General features: G+C 56.5%; 22 protein-coding genes. 6 read left to right on the top strand and 16 right to left on the bottom strand.

Annotation, left to right across the window (positions count from 1 at the left end):
* Positions 1-17: 17 nt before the first annotated feature.
* Positions 18-290, bottom strand: a complete 273-nt coding sequence (locus IM317_RS01370; RefSeq protein ID WP_023309138.1) for an oxidative damage protection protein — start codon at positions 288-290, stop codon at positions 18-20.
* Between the two features lie 26 nt (positions 291-316).
* A complete protein-coding gene (gene mutY, locus IM317_RS01365; protein ID WP_172421406.1) occupies positions 317-1,369 on the bottom strand; it encodes an A/G-specific adenine glycosylase in 1,053 nt (350 codons plus the stop codon).
* A gap of 144 nt (positions 1,370-1,513) precedes the next feature.
* Between mutY and trmB the strand changes: the two genes are divergently transcribed.
* Genes trmB through IM317_RS01350 form a run of 3 tightly spaced genes read left to right on the top strand, consistent with a single transcriptional unit; the run spans position 1,514 to position 3,332 of the window.
* Positions 1,514-2,233, top strand: coding sequence for a tRNA (guanosine(46)-N7)-methyltransferase TrmB (gene trmB / locus IM317_RS01360; RefSeq protein ID WP_033146613.1), 720 nt, complete (start codon positions 1,514-1,516; stop codon positions 2,231-2,233).
* Positions 2,233-2,559, top strand: a complete 327-nt coding sequence (locus IM317_RS01355; RefSeq protein WP_014885198.1) for a YggL family protein — start codon at positions 2,233-2,235, stop codon at positions 2,557-2,559. Before trmB ends, IM317_RS01355 begins: the two co-directional genes overlap by 1 nt.
* Positions 2,560-2,615: 56 nt before the next feature.
* Positions 2,616-3,332, top strand: a complete 717-nt coding sequence (locus IM317_RS01350) for a DUF2884 domain-containing protein (protein ID WP_033146612.1) — start codon at positions 2,616-2,618, stop codon at positions 3,330-3,332.
* Positions 3,333-3,393: 61 nt separating this feature from the next.
* Here the strand turns inward: IM317_RS01350 and IM317_RS01345 are convergent, their stop codons facing one another.
* The 6 genes from IM317_RS01345 to IM317_RS01320 form a co-directional block, all read right to left on the bottom strand.
* Positions 3,394-3,756, bottom strand: coding sequence for an endonuclease domain-containing protein (locus tag IM317_RS01345; RefSeq protein WP_071993605.1), 363 nt, complete (start codon positions 3,754-3,756; stop codon positions 3,394-3,396).
* Between the two features lie 63 nt (positions 3,757-3,819).
* Positions 3,820-4,962 (bottom strand): radical SAM family heme chaperone HemW, encoded by a 1,143-nt coding sequence (gene hemW / locus IM317_RS01340; protein WP_033146610.1) that lies wholly within the window; start codon positions 4,960-4,962, stop codon positions 3,820-3,822.
* Entirely contained in the window at positions 4,955-5,548 is a 594-nt protein-coding gene (locus tag IM317_RS01335; RefSeq protein WP_033146609.1) for an XTP/dITP diphosphatase, read from the bottom strand. Before IM317_RS01335 ends, hemW begins: the two co-directional genes overlap by 8 nt.
* Positions 5,549-5,551: 3 nt before the next feature.
* The gene (gene yggU, locus IM317_RS01330) at positions 5,552-5,848 is read right to left on the bottom strand and encodes a DUF167 family protein YggU (RefSeq protein ID WP_023309131.1); all 297 of its coding nucleotides are present in this window, start codon (positions 5,846-5,848) and stop codon (positions 5,552-5,554) included.
* Complete coding sequence (locus IM317_RS01325) at positions 5,845-6,411, bottom strand: YggT family protein (protein WP_033146608.1); 567 nt, start codon at positions 6,409-6,411, stop codon at positions 5,845-5,847. The genes yggU and IM317_RS01325 overlap by 4 nt, the downstream gene beginning before the upstream one ends.
* Before the next feature lie 21 nt (positions 6,412-6,432).
* Positions 6,433-7,134, bottom strand: a complete 702-nt coding sequence (locus IM317_RS01320; RefSeq protein WP_033146607.1) for a YggS family pyridoxal phosphate-dependent enzyme — start codon at positions 7,132-7,134, stop codon at positions 6,433-6,435.
* 17 nt (positions 7,135-7,151) lie between these two features.
* On the opposite strand from IM317_RS01320, the gene IM317_RS01315 reads away from it, so the two are divergent.
* Positions 7,152-8,132 (top strand): type IV pilus twitching motility protein PilT, encoded by a 981-nt coding sequence (locus tag IM317_RS01315; RefSeq protein ID WP_033146606.1) that lies wholly within the window; start codon positions 7,152-7,154, stop codon positions 8,130-8,132.
* A 10-nt stretch (positions 8,133-8,142) separates the two neighbouring features.
* Here IM317_RS01315 and ruvX read toward each other — a convergent pair whose 3' ends face one another.
* The 8 genes from ruvX to metK all read right to left on the bottom strand — a co-directional run bounded on the left by ruvX (position 8,143) and on the right by metK (position 15,226).
* Complete coding sequence (gene ruvX / locus IM317_RS01310) at positions 8,143-8,559, bottom strand: Holliday junction resolvase RuvX (RefSeq protein WP_029739223.1); 417 nt, start codon at positions 8,557-8,559, stop codon at positions 8,143-8,145.
* Positions 8,559-9,119, bottom strand: a complete 561-nt coding sequence (locus IM317_RS01305) for a YqgE/AlgH family protein (protein WP_008499752.1) — start codon at positions 9,117-9,119, stop codon at positions 8,559-8,561. Before IM317_RS01305 ends, ruvX begins: the two co-directional genes overlap by 1 nt.
* 87 nt (positions 9,120-9,206) lie before the next feature.
* Complete coding sequence (gshB, locus tag IM317_RS01300) at positions 9,207-10,154, bottom strand: glutathione synthase (protein WP_033146605.1); 948 nt, start codon at positions 10,152-10,154, stop codon at positions 9,207-9,209.
* Between the two features lie 19 nt (positions 10,155-10,173).
* Positions 10,174-10,905 carry a 16S rRNA (uracil(1498)-N(3))-methyltransferase gene (rsmE, locus tag IM317_RS01295; RefSeq protein WP_023309126.1) on the bottom strand — a complete coding sequence of 244 codons (732 nt, stop codon included), beginning with the start codon at positions 10,903-10,905 and terminating at the stop codon, positions 10,174-10,176.
* Positions 10,906-10,956: 51 nt separating this feature from the next.
* The gene (gene endA / locus IM317_RS01290) at positions 10,957-11,664 is read right to left on the bottom strand and encodes a deoxyribonuclease I (protein WP_023333343.1); all 708 of its coding nucleotides are present in this window, start codon (positions 11,662-11,664) and stop codon (positions 10,957-10,959) included.
* 94 nt (positions 11,665-11,758) lie between these two features.
* Entirely contained in the window at positions 11,759-12,256 is a 498-nt protein-coding gene (locus IM317_RS01285; RefSeq protein WP_033146604.1) for a SprT family zinc-dependent metalloprotease, read from the bottom strand.
* A 58-nt stretch (positions 12,257-12,314) separates the two neighbouring features.
* Complete coding sequence (gene galP / locus IM317_RS01280) at positions 12,315-13,712, bottom strand: galactose/proton symporter (RefSeq protein ID WP_023309123.1); 1,398 nt, start codon at positions 13,710-13,712, stop codon at positions 12,315-12,317.
* Between the two features lie 359 nt (positions 13,713-14,071).
* Positions 14,072-15,226 carry a methionine adenosyltransferase gene (gene metK / locus IM317_RS01275; RefSeq protein WP_010435443.1) on the bottom strand — a complete coding sequence of 385 codons (1,155 nt, stop codon included), beginning with the start codon at positions 15,224-15,226 and terminating at the stop codon, positions 14,072-14,074.
* 663 nt (positions 15,227-15,889) lie between these two features.
* On the opposite strand from metK, the gene yqgB reads away from it, so the two are divergent.
* Positions 15,890-16,021, top strand: coding sequence for an acid stress response protein YqgB (gene yqgB, locus IM317_RS24185; protein ID WP_127341063.1), 132 nt, complete (start codon positions 15,890-15,892; stop codon positions 16,019-16,021).
* 8 nt (positions 16,022-16,029) lie between these two features.
* Positions 16,030-18,006 carry a biosynthetic arginine decarboxylase gene (gene speA, locus IM317_RS01260; RefSeq protein WP_023309121.1) on the top strand — a complete coding sequence of 659 codons (1,977 nt, stop codon included), beginning with the start codon at positions 16,030-16,032 and terminating at the stop codon, positions 18,004-18,006.
* Positions 18,007-18,037 lie beyond the last annotated feature (31 nt).

Here is an 18,037-nt window from a genome sequence, read left to right as displayed (position 1 = left end):
GTTTCCCCCGCACGCTGTTATTTTTCCGGTGGCGTATAGCCTTCGATGTGCACGTCTTTACCTTCGAACAGGAAGCTCACCATCTCCTGCTCCAGCAGCTTGCGGTGTTCCGGGTTCATCATGCTGAGTTTTTTCTCGTTGATCAGCATGGTCTGCTTTTTCTGCCACTGTCCCCAGGCTTCTTTGGAGATTTCATTGTAGATGCGTTTACCCAGGTCGCCCGGATAAAGCTGGAAATCCTGGCCTTCAGCGTCACGCTGCAGGAAAGTACAAAAAATCGTTCTGGCCATACTCATTCCTCTTTTTCTTGTCGATGCTAAACCATTGCACCGGCACGTAATTGCTGTAACAGGCGCTCCACGGGAGCCGCCAGTCCGACTGATGGCGGTTGCGCTAAGTTATACCAGAGAGCGGTGCCTTCATCCATGCGCGAGGCAAATGACGACACGGGAAGCCACATGGGTACAATATCCAGGTGGAAATGGCTGAACGTATGGCGAAACGCGGTCAGCTGCGTCAGGTTATCGGCAGCAATCCCGCGCTGTTTAAGCCATTCACGCAGCAAATCTTCATCTTCAAACTGTGGGAAGCAGTATAGACCACCCCACAGACCGCTCGGTGGACGCTGGGCGAGGAAGACCTCGTCGCTGTGCTGCATCAGCAGCATATAGCCGGTGCGCTCCGGCAGCGTCTGTTTGGGTTTCTTACCCGGATATTGCGCCCATGAATGGTTGGCATACGCCACGCAAAGATTATTCACCGGGCAGAGCTCGCATTTTGGTTTTGAGCGCGTGCAGACCATCGCGCCGAGATCCATCATCGCCTGGTTGAAACGCTCGACGCCGTTGGCCGGGGTGACCGCTTCACTTATTTCCCAAAGGCGTTTTTCGACGTCCTTCTTCCCCGGCCAGCCGTCGACGGCGTAGCAGCGTGCCAGCACGCGCTTCACGTTGCCGTCGAGGATCGGGAAATGCTTCCCTAAAGACAGGGAGAGAATGGCGCCTGCGGTTGAACGTCCGACGCCGGGAAGATCGGCCACCTCGTCGAAGGTTTCCGGGAATGTCCCGTTATGGCGCGTGGCAACCTGCTGTGCGGCCTTGTGAAGGTTACGCGCCCGGGCGTAATAGCCAAGACCGGTCCACAGATGAAGAACCTCGTCCAGCGGCGCGTTGGCCAGATCGGCCACCGTCGGGAAGCGCGCCATAAAACGCTCGAAGTAAGGGATCACCGTGGCGACCTGCGTTTGTTGCAACATCACCTCGGAGAGCCATACTTTGTAAGGCGTTTTTTCAATTTGCCAGGGCAGGGTTTTACGCCCGTATTTGTCGTACCAGTCCAGCACCTGGGCTGAAAATTGAGAGGCTTGCATGGTCATCGATTCGCATAATCAGGGACGCAGATTGCAGCACAGCGTCAATCTGCTGTAAACCGGATCTTTCCCATGCTTGCATAGAAGCCTTAACTTTGGATAATGCCCGTTTCCCGAACATTCTCACAAGCAGACAACTCTTTTATGAAAAACGACGTCATTTCACCGGAATTTGATGAAAACGGTCGCCCGCTGCGCCGTATTCGCAGCTTTGTCCGCCGTCAGGGCCGCCTGACAAAAGGGCAGCAACATGCGCTGGACAACTACTGGCCGGTGATGGGCGTTGAGTTCAGCGAGCAGCCTCTGGACTTTACCGAACTGTTCGGCCGCGAAGCACCCGTCACGCTGGAGATCGGGTTTGGTATGGGCACCTCGCTGGTGGCCATGGCGAAAGCGCGACCGGAGCAGAACTTCCTCGGTATCGAAGTCCACTCCCCGGGCGTGGGTGCATGCCTGGCAACGGCCCATGAAGAGGGCGTTGAGAACCTGCGCGTGATGTGTCACGACGCGGTGGAAGTGCTGCATAAAATGATTCCTGACAATTCTTTAACCATGGTTCAGCTCTTTTTCCCTGACCCGTGGCACAAAGCACGTCATAATAAACGCCGTATCGTTCAGGCGCCGTTTGCCGAGCTGGTGAAAAGTAAGCTGAAGCTGGGCGGTGTCTTCCATATGGCGACCGACTGGGAACCGTATGCGGAACATATGCTGGAAGTGATGTCGTCGCTGGACGGGTATAAAAACCAGTCTGAGAGTAACGATTATGTACCGCGTCCGGAATCGCGTCCGGTAACGAAATTTGAACAGCGTGGCCATCGTCTTGGTCACGGTGTATGGGACTTAATGTTCGAGAGGGTGAAATAATGGCAAAGAATCGTAGCCGTCGTCTGCGTAAAAAGATGCACATCGAAGAATTCCAGGAAGTGGGCTTCTCCGTTGCGTGGCGTTTCCCGGAAGGCACCAGTGTAGAACAGATCGATCAGGACGTGGATGCGTTCATCAATGACGTGATTGAGCCAAACAAGCTGGCCTTCGACGGTAGCGGCTACCTGGCCTGGGAAGGTCTGATCTGCACCCAGGAAGTGGGTAAATGCACCGAAGAACATCAGGCCCTGGTACGTAAATGGCTTGAAGACCACAAGCTCGAAGATGTCCGCGTCAGCGAACTTTTCGACGTTTGGTGGGACTAATAAAGCAGTAAGGGGCCAGCATTAGCTGGCCCATTTTGTCTGAGGGAGTGTTTAAGATGCGCAAAACGTTGCTGGCTGTTGCTTTGATGGCAACCGGATTCACCGCCCATGCGGATTATCAATGTAGCGTCACCCCGCGTGATGACGTGGTGTTAAGCCCGCAAACCGTGCAGGTCAAAGGCGAGAACGGCAATCTGGTGATTACGCCGCAGGGGAACGTCACCTTTAACGGCAAGCAGTACAACCTGACTGCCGCACAGCGTGAGCAGGCGAAAGACTATCAGGCCGATTTGCGTACCGCGCTGCCATGGATTAATGAAGGCGCACTGACCCGCGTTGAGAAAAGCCGCGTCGCGCTGGATAAGATCATCACCAAAGAGGTGGGTGAGAGCAGCAATATGCGCACCCGCCTGACGAAGCTGGACAAGCAGCTTAAAGAGCAGATGAACCGCATTATCGAGACGCGCACTGACGGCCTGACGTTCCACTACAAGGCGATCGATCAGGTCCGTGCTGACGGGCAGCAGCTGGTGAACCAGGCGATGGGCGGCATCCTGCAGGACAGCATCAACGAGATGGGCGCCAAAGCCGTGCTGAAGGGCGGCGGTAATCCGCTGCAGGGCGTGCTGGGCAGCCTGGGCGGCTTGCAGACCTCCATTCAGAACGAGTGGAAGAACCAGGAAGATGATTTCCAGCAGTTCGGCAAAGACGTGTGTAAACGCGTGGTGTCGCTGGAAGATAGCCGGAAGGCGCTGGTGGGGACGCTTAAGTAATTTCCCCTCACCCTAACCCTCTCCCCAAAGGGGCGAGGGGATGGTTTGCTCCCTCTCCCTTTCAGGGAGAGGGCCGGGGTGAGGGTTGCAGCATTTGCAGTGTTTCAAGGATCTTTTCTAACACCGCCTCTTCGTTATTCCAGAGTTCGTTGTTCCAGAATCGAATGACATGCCAGCCTTTCTCGTTAAGCCAGCACGTTCTTTGACGATCGTATTCCTGCTTTTCATCATGTTGCCCACCATCCAGCTCAACAGCCAGATGAGCCGCGCAGCAGGCGAAATCCAGAATGTAGTGATCTACAGGATGTTGTCGACGAAATTTATAATTTTCGAAACGGCGGCTGCGCAGTAGATACCAAAGCCGTCTTTCTTCTTTTGTCAGCTCACGTCTGAGCTGTTTTGCATAAGAACGAGTAATTTTCATCCCCACACTCTGCCAGCCTTTCCCTCAGCCGGCAGAGCGGGATGCAAAATCCTGAATCAGCCTTCAGGATTCTTCGGCGAGGAACAGCTCAAGAAGAGAGTTTAAGAACAGCTTGCCGTGCTCGGTGATCTGCCAGTATTCCTCGCTCTCGGTGAGATACCCCTGCGCCAGCGCCTCGTCAATCTGCGGGCGGATCACCGATTCCGGCAGCCCGGTGTAACGCGTAAATTCCGCGCGCGGCGCGGCTTCCAGCAGACGGAAGCGGTTCATAAAGAACTCAAACGGTTTATCCGCCGCCTCGACGTCGTGCTGACGCTCCAGGTAACGCCCTTCCATATACCCGCGCGGGTGGCGGGTTTTAGCGGTGCGCAGAATGCGCCCGTCCGGGAAGGTCACCTTGCCGTGCGCCCCGCAGCCAATTCCCAGATAGTCGCCAAAGCGCCAGTAGTTCAGGTTGTGCTGGCACTGATAGCCCGGCTTCGCGTACGCGGACGTTTCATACTGCTGATAGCCCGCAGCGGTTAGCAGCCTGTGACCCTGCTCGAAGATATCCCACAGCGCGTCGTCGTCCGGTAGCACCGGCGGGCGGGAACCGAACAGCGTGTTTGGCTCGATGGTGAGCTGATACCACGACAGGTGCGGCGGGTTCAGTTCGATCGCCTGGCGCAGGTCGTTCAGCGCCTCTTCCAGCGACTGATCCGGCAGGCCGTGCATCAAATCCAGGTTAAAGCTGCGAAGGTTAAGCCCCGTTGCCAGGTGTGCCGCGCGCTTTGCCTCTTCCGGGCCGTGAATGCGCCCCAGACGTTTCAGCTTCGGCTCGCTAAAGCTCTGCACGCCGATGGAGATGCGGTTCACGCCCGCGCGCTGATAGTCGACAAAACGGTCGGCCTCAACGGTGCCGGGGTTGGCTTCCATCGTAATTTCAGCATCTGCCGCCAGGTTCAGGCGCGCACGCACGCCGTCCAGCAGCGTCTGCATTGCCGGGCCGGACAGCAGGCTCGGCGTACCGCCACCAATGAAAATGGTCTTAACTTCACGTCCCTGTGCGTAAGCGACATCGGCGTCCAGGTCGGCCAGCAGATGCGCAACGTAGTCATCGTGCGGCACTTCGCCCTTCAGCGCGTGCGAGTTGAAATCGCAGTACGGACATTTCTGCACGCACCACGGGATGTGAATATACAGACTCAGAGGCGGCAAATTAGCCATTACGCAGTGCTTCCAGTAACAGTTTCAGCGCGCGTCCACGGTGGGAAATCGCGCTTTTCTCTTCGCGGGTCAGTTCCGCAGCGGTTTTGCCCTCGGTCGGGACAAAGAAAATCGGGTCGTAGCCAAAGCCGCCGTTGCCAGCCGCTTCACGGGTAATCACGCCCGGCCAGCTGCCGTGGCAGACAATCGGCGTCGGGTCTTCCGCGTGGCGCATATAGACCAGCACGCAGTGGAACTGCGCGGTGCGCTGTTCGTCCGGTACGTCTTTCAGGGCGACAAGCAGCTTTTCCAGATTCTGCTGGTCGGTGGCGTCAACGCCGGAATAGCGCGCAGAGTAAATCCCCGGTGCACCGCCCAGGAAGTCCACGGCCAGGCCGGAGTCGTCGGCAATCGCGGGCAGGCCGGTAATTTGCGCGGCGTGACGTGCTTTCAGGATCGCGTTTTCGATAAACGTCAGCCCCGTCTCTTCGGCGGACTCCACGCCAAGAGCGGTCTGGGCGACCACGTCCAGCCCAAAATCATTTAATAGCGAGGCCAGCTCGCGCACTTTACCGGCGTTGCCGGTCGCGAGAACAACTTTCTGCATGGTTTAGTCCTGTTCTTTCAGAGCCGCGACTTCCGTCGGGATAGATTGCGGATTAAGGATTTTTACCTGTTTATGTCGCCCAAGTTCACCTTTTTCAATGATGACCTGGCTTTTGGCGACGCGAAACTGTTTTGCCAGATATTTGGTCAGATGCGCGTTCGCCTGGCCGTCAACCGGTGGGGCGGTGATGGCGACCTTTAACTCGTCGCCATGCAGCCCGACAATACCGTCACGGCTGGCTTTCGGCTGAATATACAGCCGCAAAACCAGCCCGTCAGCGCAGGTGCTTACGGCACTCATAGCGCCATCCACAGCCCCGGCAGCAGCATATCGCCCGTGGACTGTAACAGCTCAGCGATCCCCATATTAACCACGTAAAGCAGCAGAACCAGGATCATCGGCGAGAAATCAATACCGCCCATCGAAGGCAGCAGGCTGCGAATCGGGCGCAGCAGCGGTTCGGCCAGTTGGATCAGCGCATACTCCACCGGGCTACGCCCCTGGCTCACCCAGCTCATGATGGCCATGACCAGCAGCACCCAGAAAATCAGCAGGCCGATGGTTTTGATTAAAATCAGGACCGCAGCAATCCAGATAATCGGCTGGAAGGTGATGACCATAAACAGCACGATCGCTTTGATAACGCTCAGAATAAACGCCACCAGCAGAGACGAACTGTCGATGGGACCCATCGCCGGGATAATGCGGCGCAGCGGTCCGACAACAGGTTGCGTGATTTTCACGACAAACTGCGAGAACGGATTGTAAAAATCACAGCGGGCCCACTGCATCCAGACGCGCAGCAAAAGCGCCATCGTATACAGCTCAAGCACTGTTGAGAGCAGGAAAGTCAACGTCTTCATGGCGTTCCTCAGGTTTCCTTATTATTTTGAGTAGTCGCGCGCACCGAAAATTGCCGTGCCGATGCGCACCATAGTGCTGCCTGCCGCGATGGCGGCTTCCATATCATCCGACATGCCCAGTGAAAGCGTGTCTACCGTGTTATAGCGCGCTTTAAGCGCCTCAAATGCTACAGCCATTTGCTGTGCCACGGCAAACTGCCTTTCATAACTTGACTCAGGCGCCGGAATTGCCATCAGCCCGCGCAGGGTTAAGCGCGGCAGTTCGGCCACCTCGGCGGCCAGCGCGCCCAGCTCGCTCAGCGCAATGCCGGACTTGCTGTTTTCGTCGCTGATGTTGACCTGAATAAGCACGTTGAGTGCCGGCATTTCTGCCGGACGCTGGTCATTCAGACGGGTAGCAATACGCAGGCGGTCGATGGTGTGGCACCAGTCGAAGTGCTCTGCCACCAGACGGCTTTTGTTCGACTGCAGGGGGCCAATAAAGTGCCACTGCAGATCCGTATTTCCCTGTTCCTGGAAGTAGCGAATTTTATCCACGCCTTCCTGTACGTAGTTTTCACCAAACGCCCGCTGGCCTGCATCAATAGCTTCTGCGATGGCGCTCGCAGGCTTGGTTTTGCTGACTGCAAGCAGCGTAATTTCTTCTGAAGCACGGCCGCAACGCGCTGCGGCGGCTGAGATTTTGTCCCGGACCTGTGCCAGGTTATGCGCAATGTCGTTCATTTTCCGAGGAGTAGTCTATGGATGTGGAAGAAATTGTGGCCCTTAGTGTAAAGCATAACGTCTCCGATCTACACCTGTGCAGTGATTCGCCACCGCGCTGGCGCAGATTAGGCCGGCTTGAACCCGCTCCCTTTCACCCTCCCGACGTTGGGGCGTTATTAAAAGCGTGGCTTAACGATGAGCAGCAGGGAACATGGTGGGCAAAGGGGCAGGTGGATTTTGCCGCGACGGTAACGGGAGGCCAGCGCCTGCGCGGCAGTGCCTTTAAGCAGATGAGAGGTGTCTCTGTGACGCTGCGGCTGTTGCCGCGTAGCTGCCCGCAACTCTCTTCGCTGGGCGCGCCGCGGGTAATCCCGGAGCTGTTATCCAATGACGCCGGGCTGATTCTGGTCACGGGGGCGACCGGCAGCGGCAAATCCACTACGCTGGCGGCGATGGTCGATTTTCTCAACCACCATGCTGACGGCCATATCCTCACGCTTGAAGATCCGGTGGAGTTTATCTACCAGAGCGAACGTTGCCTGATCCAGCAGCGGGAGATAGGTCAGCACAGCCCGTCATTTGCCGAAGCGCTGCGCAGTGCCTTGCGCCAGGATCCGGACGTTATTTTGCTGGGGGAGCTGCGCGACAGCGAAACGATCCGCCTGGCGCTGACGGCGGCGGAAACCGGCCATCTGGTGCTGGCGACGCTGCATACGCGCGGGGCATCGCAGGCGATTGAACGACTGGTCGATACGTTCCCGGCGCAGGAGAAAGATCCGGTGCGTAGCCAGCTGGCCGGCAGCCTGCGGGCGGTGCTGGCGCAGAGGCTGCTTCCCGATCTACAGGGCGGGCGCGTCGCGTTGTATGAACTGCTGGTGAACACTGCGGCGGCGGCGAATTTGATTCGTGAAGGGAAAACGTGGCAACTGCCCGGCATCATCCAGACCGGTCAGCAGGCGGGAATGCAGAACTTTGACCAGAGCCTGGCGGAGAGACGGGCGCAGGGGCGGCTGTAGGCCCCTGTGGTTAAAAGCCCTGGTCGAAATAGCTTTCGAGGATAATCACGGCAGAAGCGGAGTCCACGCTGCCTTTGTTGAGCGCCCGGAAGCCGCCGTGCTCAAACAGGCCCGCGCGCGCTTCGACGGTGCTAAGACGCTCGTCGTGAAGCTTCACGGAGACGCCAAAGCGGCCATGGATTTTATTGGCGAACTTACGCGCCCGGGCGGTAAGCGGCTGTTCTGTACCGTCCATGTTCAGCGGGAGCCCAACAATCACGTCATCCGGCTGCCACTCTTTGAGCAGACGCTCGATAAGATTCCAGTCTGGCGTGCCGTCGTTGGCCTTCAGGGCCGTAAGCGGACGCGCGGTACCGGTGATGCGCTGACCCACGGCGACGCCAATGCTTTTGGTACCAAAATCGAAGGCCAGAAGCGTTCCGCTCATCAGGCGTGCCCCGCTACGCCAGGCATGGTCAGGATATCAATGCCAATCAGCTTCGCCGCGTCACGCCAGCGATCGGCGATCGGGGTTTTAAACAGGATATTCATGTCCGCTGGCGCGGTAAGCCAGGCGTTATCGAGGATCTCTTGCTCAAGCTGGCCTTTCTCCCACGACGAATAGCCCAGCGCCACCAGCACTTCAGAAGGCTGCTCAGCGGTGCCCAGCGTTTCAAGCACGTCGCGCGAGGTCGTGATGACGGTGTTATCCGAAATTCGAATACTGGAAGAGAATACCGGCGGCGTATGCAGGATAAAGCCGCGATCTTCTGCAAGAGGTCCACCCAGCATCACGGGTTTATCAAGCCGAATTTCCGGCAGTCGCGCTTCAGCCGGTATTTTCAGCTTGTCCAGAATTCCTTCAACCTGAAGATTTTCCAGTGGTTTATTGATGATAATACCCATCGCGCCGTCTTCATTGTATTCACAAATATAAACCACGGCGCGGCGAAAAATCGGGTCCTGGAGAGCAGGCATGGCAATAAGAAAGTGATGCTGTAAATTCATTGTCAGAGGTACTGTTTCCTGGTTTAAAAAGCGACAGCGCCCAGTATGGGGACAAACACAGGCGCTGTCACTAATAGTATTGTTAGGTTATTTCTGTAAACGTTTTTCGATAGCGTCCATCAGCATTCCGGTGATCGAAATCGGGAATTCCGCTTCAATTTCACGAATGCAGGTCGGGCTGGTGACGTTCACTTCGGTCAGACGATCGCCGATGATATCCAGGCCAACGAAGATCAGGCCTTTGGCTTTCAGCGTCGGGCCAACGCGGCGGGCAATTTCCCAGTCGCTTTCGGTCAGCGGGCGCGGCTCACCGCGGCCACCGGCTGCCAGGTTCCCACGAGTTTCGCCACCCTGCGGGATACGCGCCAGGCAGTAAGGAACCGGTTCGCCATCCACCACCAGAACGCGCTTATCGCCGTCTTTGATCGCCGGAATATAGTTCTGTGCCATGCAGTAGCGCGTGCCCAGTTCGGTCAGCGTTTCGGCAATCACGCCAATGTTCGGGTCGCCTTCTTTCACGCGGAAAATCGACGCGCCGCCCATGCCGTCCAGCGGCTTCATGATGATATCGCCGTGCTTCTGCCAGAATTCTTTCAACTGGGCTTTGCTGCGGGTCACCAGGGTTTCCGGCGTCAGGTCAGAGAACCAGGCGGTGTAGAGCTTCTCGTTGCAGTCGCGCAGGCTCTGCGGCTTGTTGACGATCAGCGTGCCTTTCTCTTCTGCACGCTCAAGGATGTAGGTGCTGTAGATGTATTCGGTGTCGAACGGCGGATCTTTACGCATCAGGATGACGTTGAGATCGGCCAGGGCAATATCCTGCTCGGTGCCGAACTCGTACCATTTGTCGTAGTTCTGCTCGACGTTAACGATGCGGGTGCGCGCGCGGGCTTCACCGTTGATCAGGTAAAGATCGTTCATCTCCATATAGTGGAGTTCATAGCCGCGACGCTGCGCTTCCAGCAGCATGGCGAAGCTGGAATCTTTCTTGATGTTAATGTTTGCGATGGGGTCCATCACGATGCCGAGCTTGATCATGTTCTTCTCCGTTAATGCTTCAACCCAGATCGCCAAACCGTACCTGTAGCGCGGTAATGGCCGTGAGTGCCGTTGTCTCAGTGCGCAGAACGCGAGGTCCCAACAGAATATCAGTAAACTGGTAACGTGCCGTCATCGCAATTTCATCCGCCGACAGGCCGCCTTCGGGGCCAATCAGCAGGCGTACGCGCTCAACGGGCAGAGGCAGCGTATTGATGCTGGCGCTGGCGCGCGGATGAAGATTGAGCTTCAGCCCGCTCTCCTCTTCTGCACACCAGTCCTCCAGATCCATCGCCGGGCGGATCTCCGGAATACGGTTGCGGCCACTCTGTTCGCAAGCCGCAATGGCAATTTTCTGCCACTGCTGGATCTTTTTGTTCAGACGTTCCGCATCCAGTTTAACGCCACAGCGTTCAGAAAAAAGTGGCGTAATGAGGCTTACACCCAGTTCAATGGATTTCTGAATGGTGAACTCCATTTTCTCGCCGCGCGACATCACCTGGCCCAGATGGATGTGCAGCGGTGATTCCCGGTCATCCACTTCGCCACGCAGGACGTTAACGTGTACGCTTTTTTTATCGGACCGCGTGATTTCCGCGTCGAAAACCTGGTTCGAGCCGTCGAACAGCTGTATTGCCTGACCTGCGCCCATGCGCAGCACGCGGCCAACGTGGTTGGCGGCGTCATCAGACAGGGCGATTTCGCGGCCTGCGGTAATCAGTTCAGGATGGTAAATGCGGGGAATGCGCATAGTCAGAAATTCCATGTGTCATGCGATATAAGCGAATTGCCGTAGTGTAGGTTAGCTCTTTTGCGCCTGGCAAGCCCGCTGGACGTAAGGGTTGTGATTCCCCTGGACTCTGGCGATACGTTCGTCGCGCTGGCATTCCCACTCCGTCACCGGGTACTGCTTGTCCCAGGCGTTGAACAGCTGCGTCTGCTGGCGGGAGAGGTTGAGGTCGTAACGGTCACGCATATAGAAGTAGGTGCGGGCAATGCTGCCGCGCGCGCGGGCAGGGGGCTCGGCGACTTTCTCTTTAAAATCAACCTTCATACCGCACTGGCCGTACTGGCCTTCGCCACCGTTCCACTGGCTGTACATGAAATTACCCCGGTCTCCGTTCACTTCACCGACGGCAGGCTGCAGGTTATGCATATCGCTTTCCATCTGGCGATAAACCGGATCTTTGGCGCAGTTTTTACGTCCGCCATCCTGCCAGCACTGGCGCTGGTGGCCAAACTGCCAGGCCGGAACGACATGTTCCCATTCAATGCGGCTGGCGCGGTTTTCGTTTTTACGCACCTTATAGCCGCAGGACTCAAGGTCAACGACCCCTTTTTTACCCTGCCAGTTAATTTTACAGCCGCAGTAGAAATCGCCCGGCACATCGGCGTTCACCTTCACGCCTGCTGCCTTGGCCTGGGAAAAACTGTTGATACCGTCGGCCAGAGCATGGCCTGAGAGCGCCGTCGTCAGAAAGGCGACCGCGAGAGAAAAATTACGGGACATCTTACACTCCGTGTCAAAACGAGCCCGCAACGTAACGAATGTTGTTCCCGTATGCAATCAGTCAGATCAGGAAAATTCCTGAAAGTTCAGATGATTATTCCGCAACCAGCGGCTCGCCGCATTTGACGCAGCGGTAGGTCGCCTCGCCGCGCACCACGCGATTATGGCGGCGGACGGTAAGCTGGTGCTGCTGACACTGGCAGCGGTAGGGGAAGGTATTGCGGCGCACCGATTCCAGCTCGAACTGATGGGTACGGCGTGCCGGAACGCCGAGCACCGCTTCCATCATCCACTTCCACTCCTTGCCGTGGGGCGCGACGCGTCCGAAGTGTTTCCACACCAGCAGATGCGCCAGCTCGTGCGGTACCACTTCCTCGATAAACGCCTGCTGGTTTTCCATCATCAGCACCGGGTTAAGGCGGATCTCATAGGGCTCGAGCCAGGCAGTACCCGCTGCGGTTCCGCGCTGCTGATATACGATCTTAGGTTCAGGGTAATTACGGCCGAGCTTCAGGTTCGCCTGGGCGAGTTTTTCCCGCAGGCTGCGCATAACGGCTTGCTGAACGGCAATGGGGAGACGGGGTGCTTTCATAGGGGCAGAGCATAAAGCGCGAAGCGGGGAGGCGCAAGAGGCGCCTCCCGCATGAGGATCAGTCGTGGGCGCCGATTTCGCGCAGCGGACGACCTTTCATCAGGTTACGTTCAATATGTTCCAGAGAAACGTGTTTGGTTTCTGGAACCAGCCAGATAGTCAGCACAATAAAGAAGATGTTCAGACCAGCGTAGACCCAGAAGGTGTTCGCGTTGCCCAGGGTATTGAGCATGGTCAGGAACGTTGCGCCGACGATCATGTTGGCAATCCAGTTGGTTGCGGTAGAGCAGGTGATACCAAAATCACGCCCTTTCAGCGGCTGGATCTCAGAGCACAGCACCCAAATCAGCGGGCCGGCGCTCATCGCAAACCCGACGATAAACATCAGCAGCATGCCGACTGCAAAGTACTGGGCGGTTGGTGAGTGAATGCCCACATGCATCATGGTACCGAGGACACCCATACCGGCCGCCATCACCAGGAAGCCCAGCGTCAGGGTTGGCTTACGTCCCCAGCGGTCCACCAGGCCGATGGCGATGAAGGTCGCCAGCACGTTGGTCAGACCCACGATGACGGTCCCCCACATCTGCTCGGTGGTGTTGGTATAGCCCGCCAGCTCAAAGATTTTTGGCGCGTAATACATGATGACGTTCATCCCGGTGAACTGCTGCATCACCTGAAGCAGGACGCCGAGGAACACCGCGCGGCGGAAGTTGCTGTTCTCTTTAAACAGCGCCCAGCCGGACTGCTTGACCTTCAGGCTTTCGCGGATCTCTTCCAGCTCGTTTTTCGCTTCGGCGCTGGTGTCGCGCAGGCGCATCAGTACGCGTTCGGCATCGTGGAATCGACGTTTGGCGGCGAACCAGCGCGGGCTGTCCGGCAGGAAGAAGACGCCAATCAGCAGCAGAATGGCCGGGATGATGATCACGCCGAGCATCCAGCGCCATGCGCCGCTGTAGCTAAACGCGGTGTCGGAAAGGTACGCGCCCAAAATACCGATGGTGATCATGAGCTGGTACATCGAAATCATACTGCCGCGGATTTTCTCCGGCGCGATTTCAGACAGGTAAAGCGGGGCGGTATAGGACGCCACGCCCACGGCCAGGCCGAGCAGCACGCGGGAAACCAGCAGAACCTCAACGTTAGGCGCAGCGGCAGAGAAGAGTGAACCGGCAACGAACAGGATCGCGCCGATCATCAGGCTCTTTTTACGCCCGAGCTTGAAGGAGAGCCAGCCGCTGCCGACGGCACCCACTGCGGCGCCGAACATCATGGAGCTGACCACCCACTCCTGGGTGTGAGCGCTGATCTGGAACTCGTCAGTGATGAAAGGTAATGCACCGGCAATGACGCCGATATCCAGGCCAAAAAGTAATCCTGCCAGGGCGGCGAGGAAACAGACGAAGAATGTCATCGCCTTGTTGGACGTACGCCCCTGTTTTTTATTGTCAGGCATTATGCCCTCCAGTTGGGTTATCAGTTTTATTGATGTAAAGGGTAGGTGAGTGACCCGTAAAAATATGTGAGATTAATCACATTGGTGTAATCGGTTACACTAACGCGCAACCGTAAAAATAATTAAAGCTTTGAAAATATAGAGGTAAACGAGGTGATATGCATCGCGAAAGAACACATTTCAGACTTAACTGAAAGGCGATGTAACAGCAGAAGAAAGGCGAGCATGCAAAGAGAATATTCTGAAAGCGAGACGCATCCGGTGCGGTGTAATCGGTACCATATGTGCACCTTTGCGGCGCCACCTACAAAAAAAGGCCAGCCCGAAGGCTGGCCTTTTATCACGCAGATGTCAGTCGATTACTTCAGACCGGCAGCTTCACGCAGCAGGGCGGCTTTGTCGGTTTTTTCCCATGGGAAATGTTCACGACCAAAGTGACCGTATGCCGCGGTTTCTTTGTAGATTGGGTGCAGCAGATCCAGCATCTGAATCAGGCCGTATGGACGCAGGTCGAAGAACTCGCGCACCAGCAGCGTCAGCTGTTCTGAAGGCACTTTCTCGGTACCGAAGGTTTCAACCATGATGGAGGTTGGCTCAGCTACGCCGATCGCGTAGGAAACCTGGATCTCACAGCGGTCAGCCAGGCCGGCTGCAACGATGTTTTTCGCCACATAACGCGCCGCGTACGCCGCAGAACGGTCAACTTTTGACGGATCTTTACCGGAGAACGCACCGCCACCGTGACGCGCCATGCCGCCGTAGGTATCAACGATGATTTTACGACCGGTCAGGCCGCAGTCGCCCATTGGGCCGCCGATAACGAAGCGTCCGGTTGGGTTGATGAAGAATTTGGTCGCAGAGCTCAGCCATTCGGTCGGCAGAACCGGCTTGATGATCTCTTCCATCACTGCTTCCTGCAGGGATTTCTGATCGATATCTTCGGAATGCTGGGTAGAAAGCACTACCGCGTCAATCCCAACGATTTTGCCGTCGTCATACTGGAAGGTGACCTGGCTTTTCGCATCCGGGCGCAGCCACGGCAGGGTGCCGTTTTTACGCACTTCAGCCTGACGCTGCACCAGACGGTGTGCGTAGGTGACCGGTGCTGGCATCAGCACGTCGGTTTCGTTGGTTGCATAGCCAAACATCAGGCCCTGGTCGCCCGCGCCCTGTTCCAGCGGATCGGCACGGTCAACGCCCTGGTTGATGTCTGGAGACTGTTTGCCAATCGCGCTCAGAACCGCGCAGGAGTTGGCATCAAAGCCCATATCAGAATGCACATAGCCGATCTCACGCACCGTGTTACGGGTGATCTCTTCGATATCAACCCATGCGCTGGTGGTGATCTCACCGCCAACCAGAACCATGCCGGTTTTGACATAGGTTTCGCACGCTACGCGCGCTTTAGGATCCTGCGCCAGGATCGCATCCAGCACCGCATCGGAGATTTGGTCAGCAATTTTATCAGGATGTCCTTCTGATACGGACTCGGACGTAAACAGGTGTTTTGCCATGTTTTATTTCACCTAAGAGGAATTTGGTTAGCTCAAGCTGCTGTGCGGAATAGCCAAAGGAGATAATTCTACCAAGGCCTGCAGGTTTTTGACACTGGCAGTATGAGTGTTAATCAGTATAGATGGATTAACATCTGGACGGCTATTTTAGGTCACTTCTTCGCCCGATTTCCAGTTTTTTTTGACTAACCTCTCACTCAGTTGAAATTGCTGCTGGCAATAATTCCTGACGGCCCCGGCAACACGCACATTTATCTTTTGCTTTTTACCCCTGTTCTCGGTATAAAACGCGGCGCGCGGCTCATATAAAATAAGCGCTCGATGAACTCATCGTGTCGCCACTTCCAGCCGGGTTAAGCAGTGAACTTTTAGCTTTGGCTTGTGGTCCGTTTCAACAGAGGCGGCCGTGGAGGTGATACGAGATAATGAACCATCGTTTTCCGCACATTCAGCGCAGCCGTTCTGGCGCGTATTTGATTCCCGCAACCCGCATTTCTAGTCTGCAAACCTGCCGATGTTATACCCATCTCGGCGCTTCTCAGGATTCCAGGGCCGGTCACGCTTTGTGAAAACTGAACAAGGGCGCTCTTGTTAATACAAGAGTTTTCTCGTGGTTTCGCCGAACCTTGTCATACAGAGTTCGGATACGTGTTTTACAATGATATGAATAAGAAACCGGTCGCACGGTCTGGTTTTCAGCATACTCTGCTGGGAAACGGAGCCGTTTATGGGTTGTTATCGCCGTATAACGCTGCGATAGTAGTCAACTGTTTTACACTTATTACAAAGAGTTGAGGTTCGCTATGTCTGACGACATGTCTTCTTTTTCGCCTTCGTCAGCGGGCGAACAGGGTGTACTACGTTCTATGCAGGAGGTTGCGATGAGCTCCGAGGAAGCCAGCAAGATGCTGCGCACTTACAATATTGCCTGGTGGGGCAATAACTACTACGACGTCAACGAACTGGGCCACATCAGCGTCTGCCCGGATCCGGACGTCCCTGAAGCGCGCGTGGATCTCGCGAAACTGGTGAAAGCCCGTGAGGCTCAGGGCCAGCGTTTGCCTGCACTGTTCTGCTTCCCGCAGATCCTGCAACATCGCCTGCGTTCTATTAACGCCGCGTTCAAGCGCGCGCGTGAGTCCTACGGCTATAAAGGCGACTATTTCCTGGTTTACCCGATCAAGGTGAACCAGCACCGCCGCGTGATTGAATCCCTGATCCACTCCGGCGAGCCGCTGGGCCTGGAAGCAGGCTCCAAAGCGGAGCTGATGGCGGTTCTGGCCCATGCGGGCATGACCCGTTCAGTGATCGTCTGTAACGGCTATAAAGATCGTGAATACATTCGTCTGGCGCTGATTGGCGAGAAGATGGGCCACAAGGTCTATCTGGTTATCGAAAAGATGACCGAAATCGCCATCGTGCTGGAAGAGGCCGAACGTCTGAACGTGGTGCCACGCCTTGGCGTGCGTGCGCGTCTGGCGTCACAAGGTTCCGGTAAATGGCAGTCCTCAGGCGGCGAGAAATCCAAGTTCGGCCTGGCGGCAAACCAGGTGCTGCAGCTGGTGGAAATCCTGCGCGAGCGCGGTCGTCTGGACAGCATTCAGCTGCTGCACTTCCACCTCGGCTCGCAGATGGCCAATATTCGCGACATCGCCACCGGCGTGCGTGAATCCGCGCGTTTCTACGTTGAGCTGCACAAGCTCGGCGTGAATATTCAGTGCTTCGACGTGGGCGGCGGCCTTGGCGTGGACTACGAAGGGACCCGCTCGCAGTCTGACTGTTCCGTGAACTACGGCCTGAACGAATACGCGAACAACATCATCTGGGCGATCGGTGATGCCTGTGAAGAGAACGGCTTGCCGCATCCGACGGTGATCACCGAATCCGGTCGCGCGGTGACCGCGCACCATACGGTGCTGGTCTCTAACATCATCGGCGTTGAGCGTAGCGAAATCAGCGAAGCGACGCCTCCGGCAGACGATGCTCCGCGTTCCCTGCAAAGCATGTGGGAAACCTGGCAGGAAATGCACGAGCCGGGCACGCGTCGTTCCCTGCGCGAATGGCTGCACGACAGCCAGATGGATCTGCATGACATTCACGTGGGTTATTCTTCAGGCACCTTCAGCCTGCAGGAGCGCGCGTGGGCGGAGCAACTCTATCTGAACATGTGCCATGAAGTGCAGAAACAGCTCGACCCGAGCAACCGCGCGCACCGTCCGATTATCGACGAGCTGCAGGAGCGTATGGCGGATAAGATTTACGTCAACTTCTCGCTGTTCCAGTCGATGCCGGATGCCTGGGGTATCGACCAGCTTTTCCCGGTTCTGCCGCTGGAAGGGCTGAACCACGCCCCGGAACGCCGTGCGGTGCTGCTGGACATCACCTGTGACTCCGACGGTGCCATCGACCACTACGTTGACGGCGACGGTATCGCAACCACGATGCCAATGCCTGAGTACGACCCGGAGAACCCGCCGATGCTGGGCTTCTTTATGGTCGGCGCGTATCAGGAGATCCTCGGCAACATGCACAACCTGTTCGGTGATACCGAAGCGGTGGACGTGTTCGTGTTCCCTGACGGCAACGTGGAAATCGAGCTGTCCGATGAAGGGGACACCGTGGCGGACATGCTGGAATACGTTCAGCTGGATCCGAAAAAACTGCTCACCCAGTTCCGCGATCAGGTGAAAAACACCGGGCTGGACGATGCGCTCCAGCAGCAGTTCCTGGAAGAGTTTGAAGCGGGCCTGTACGGGTACACCTACCTGGAAGACGAGTAGGAAAACGCCCTCTCCCACAGGGAGAGGGCGG

This window comes from Enterobacter cloacae complex sp. S3 (genome assembly GCF_014930495.1).
Lineage (GTDB): Bacteria > Pseudomonadota > Gammaproteobacteria > Enterobacterales > Enterobacteriaceae > Enterobacter > Enterobacter asburiae_B.
This window is presented reverse-complemented; position numbering and strand designations above follow the sequence as displayed.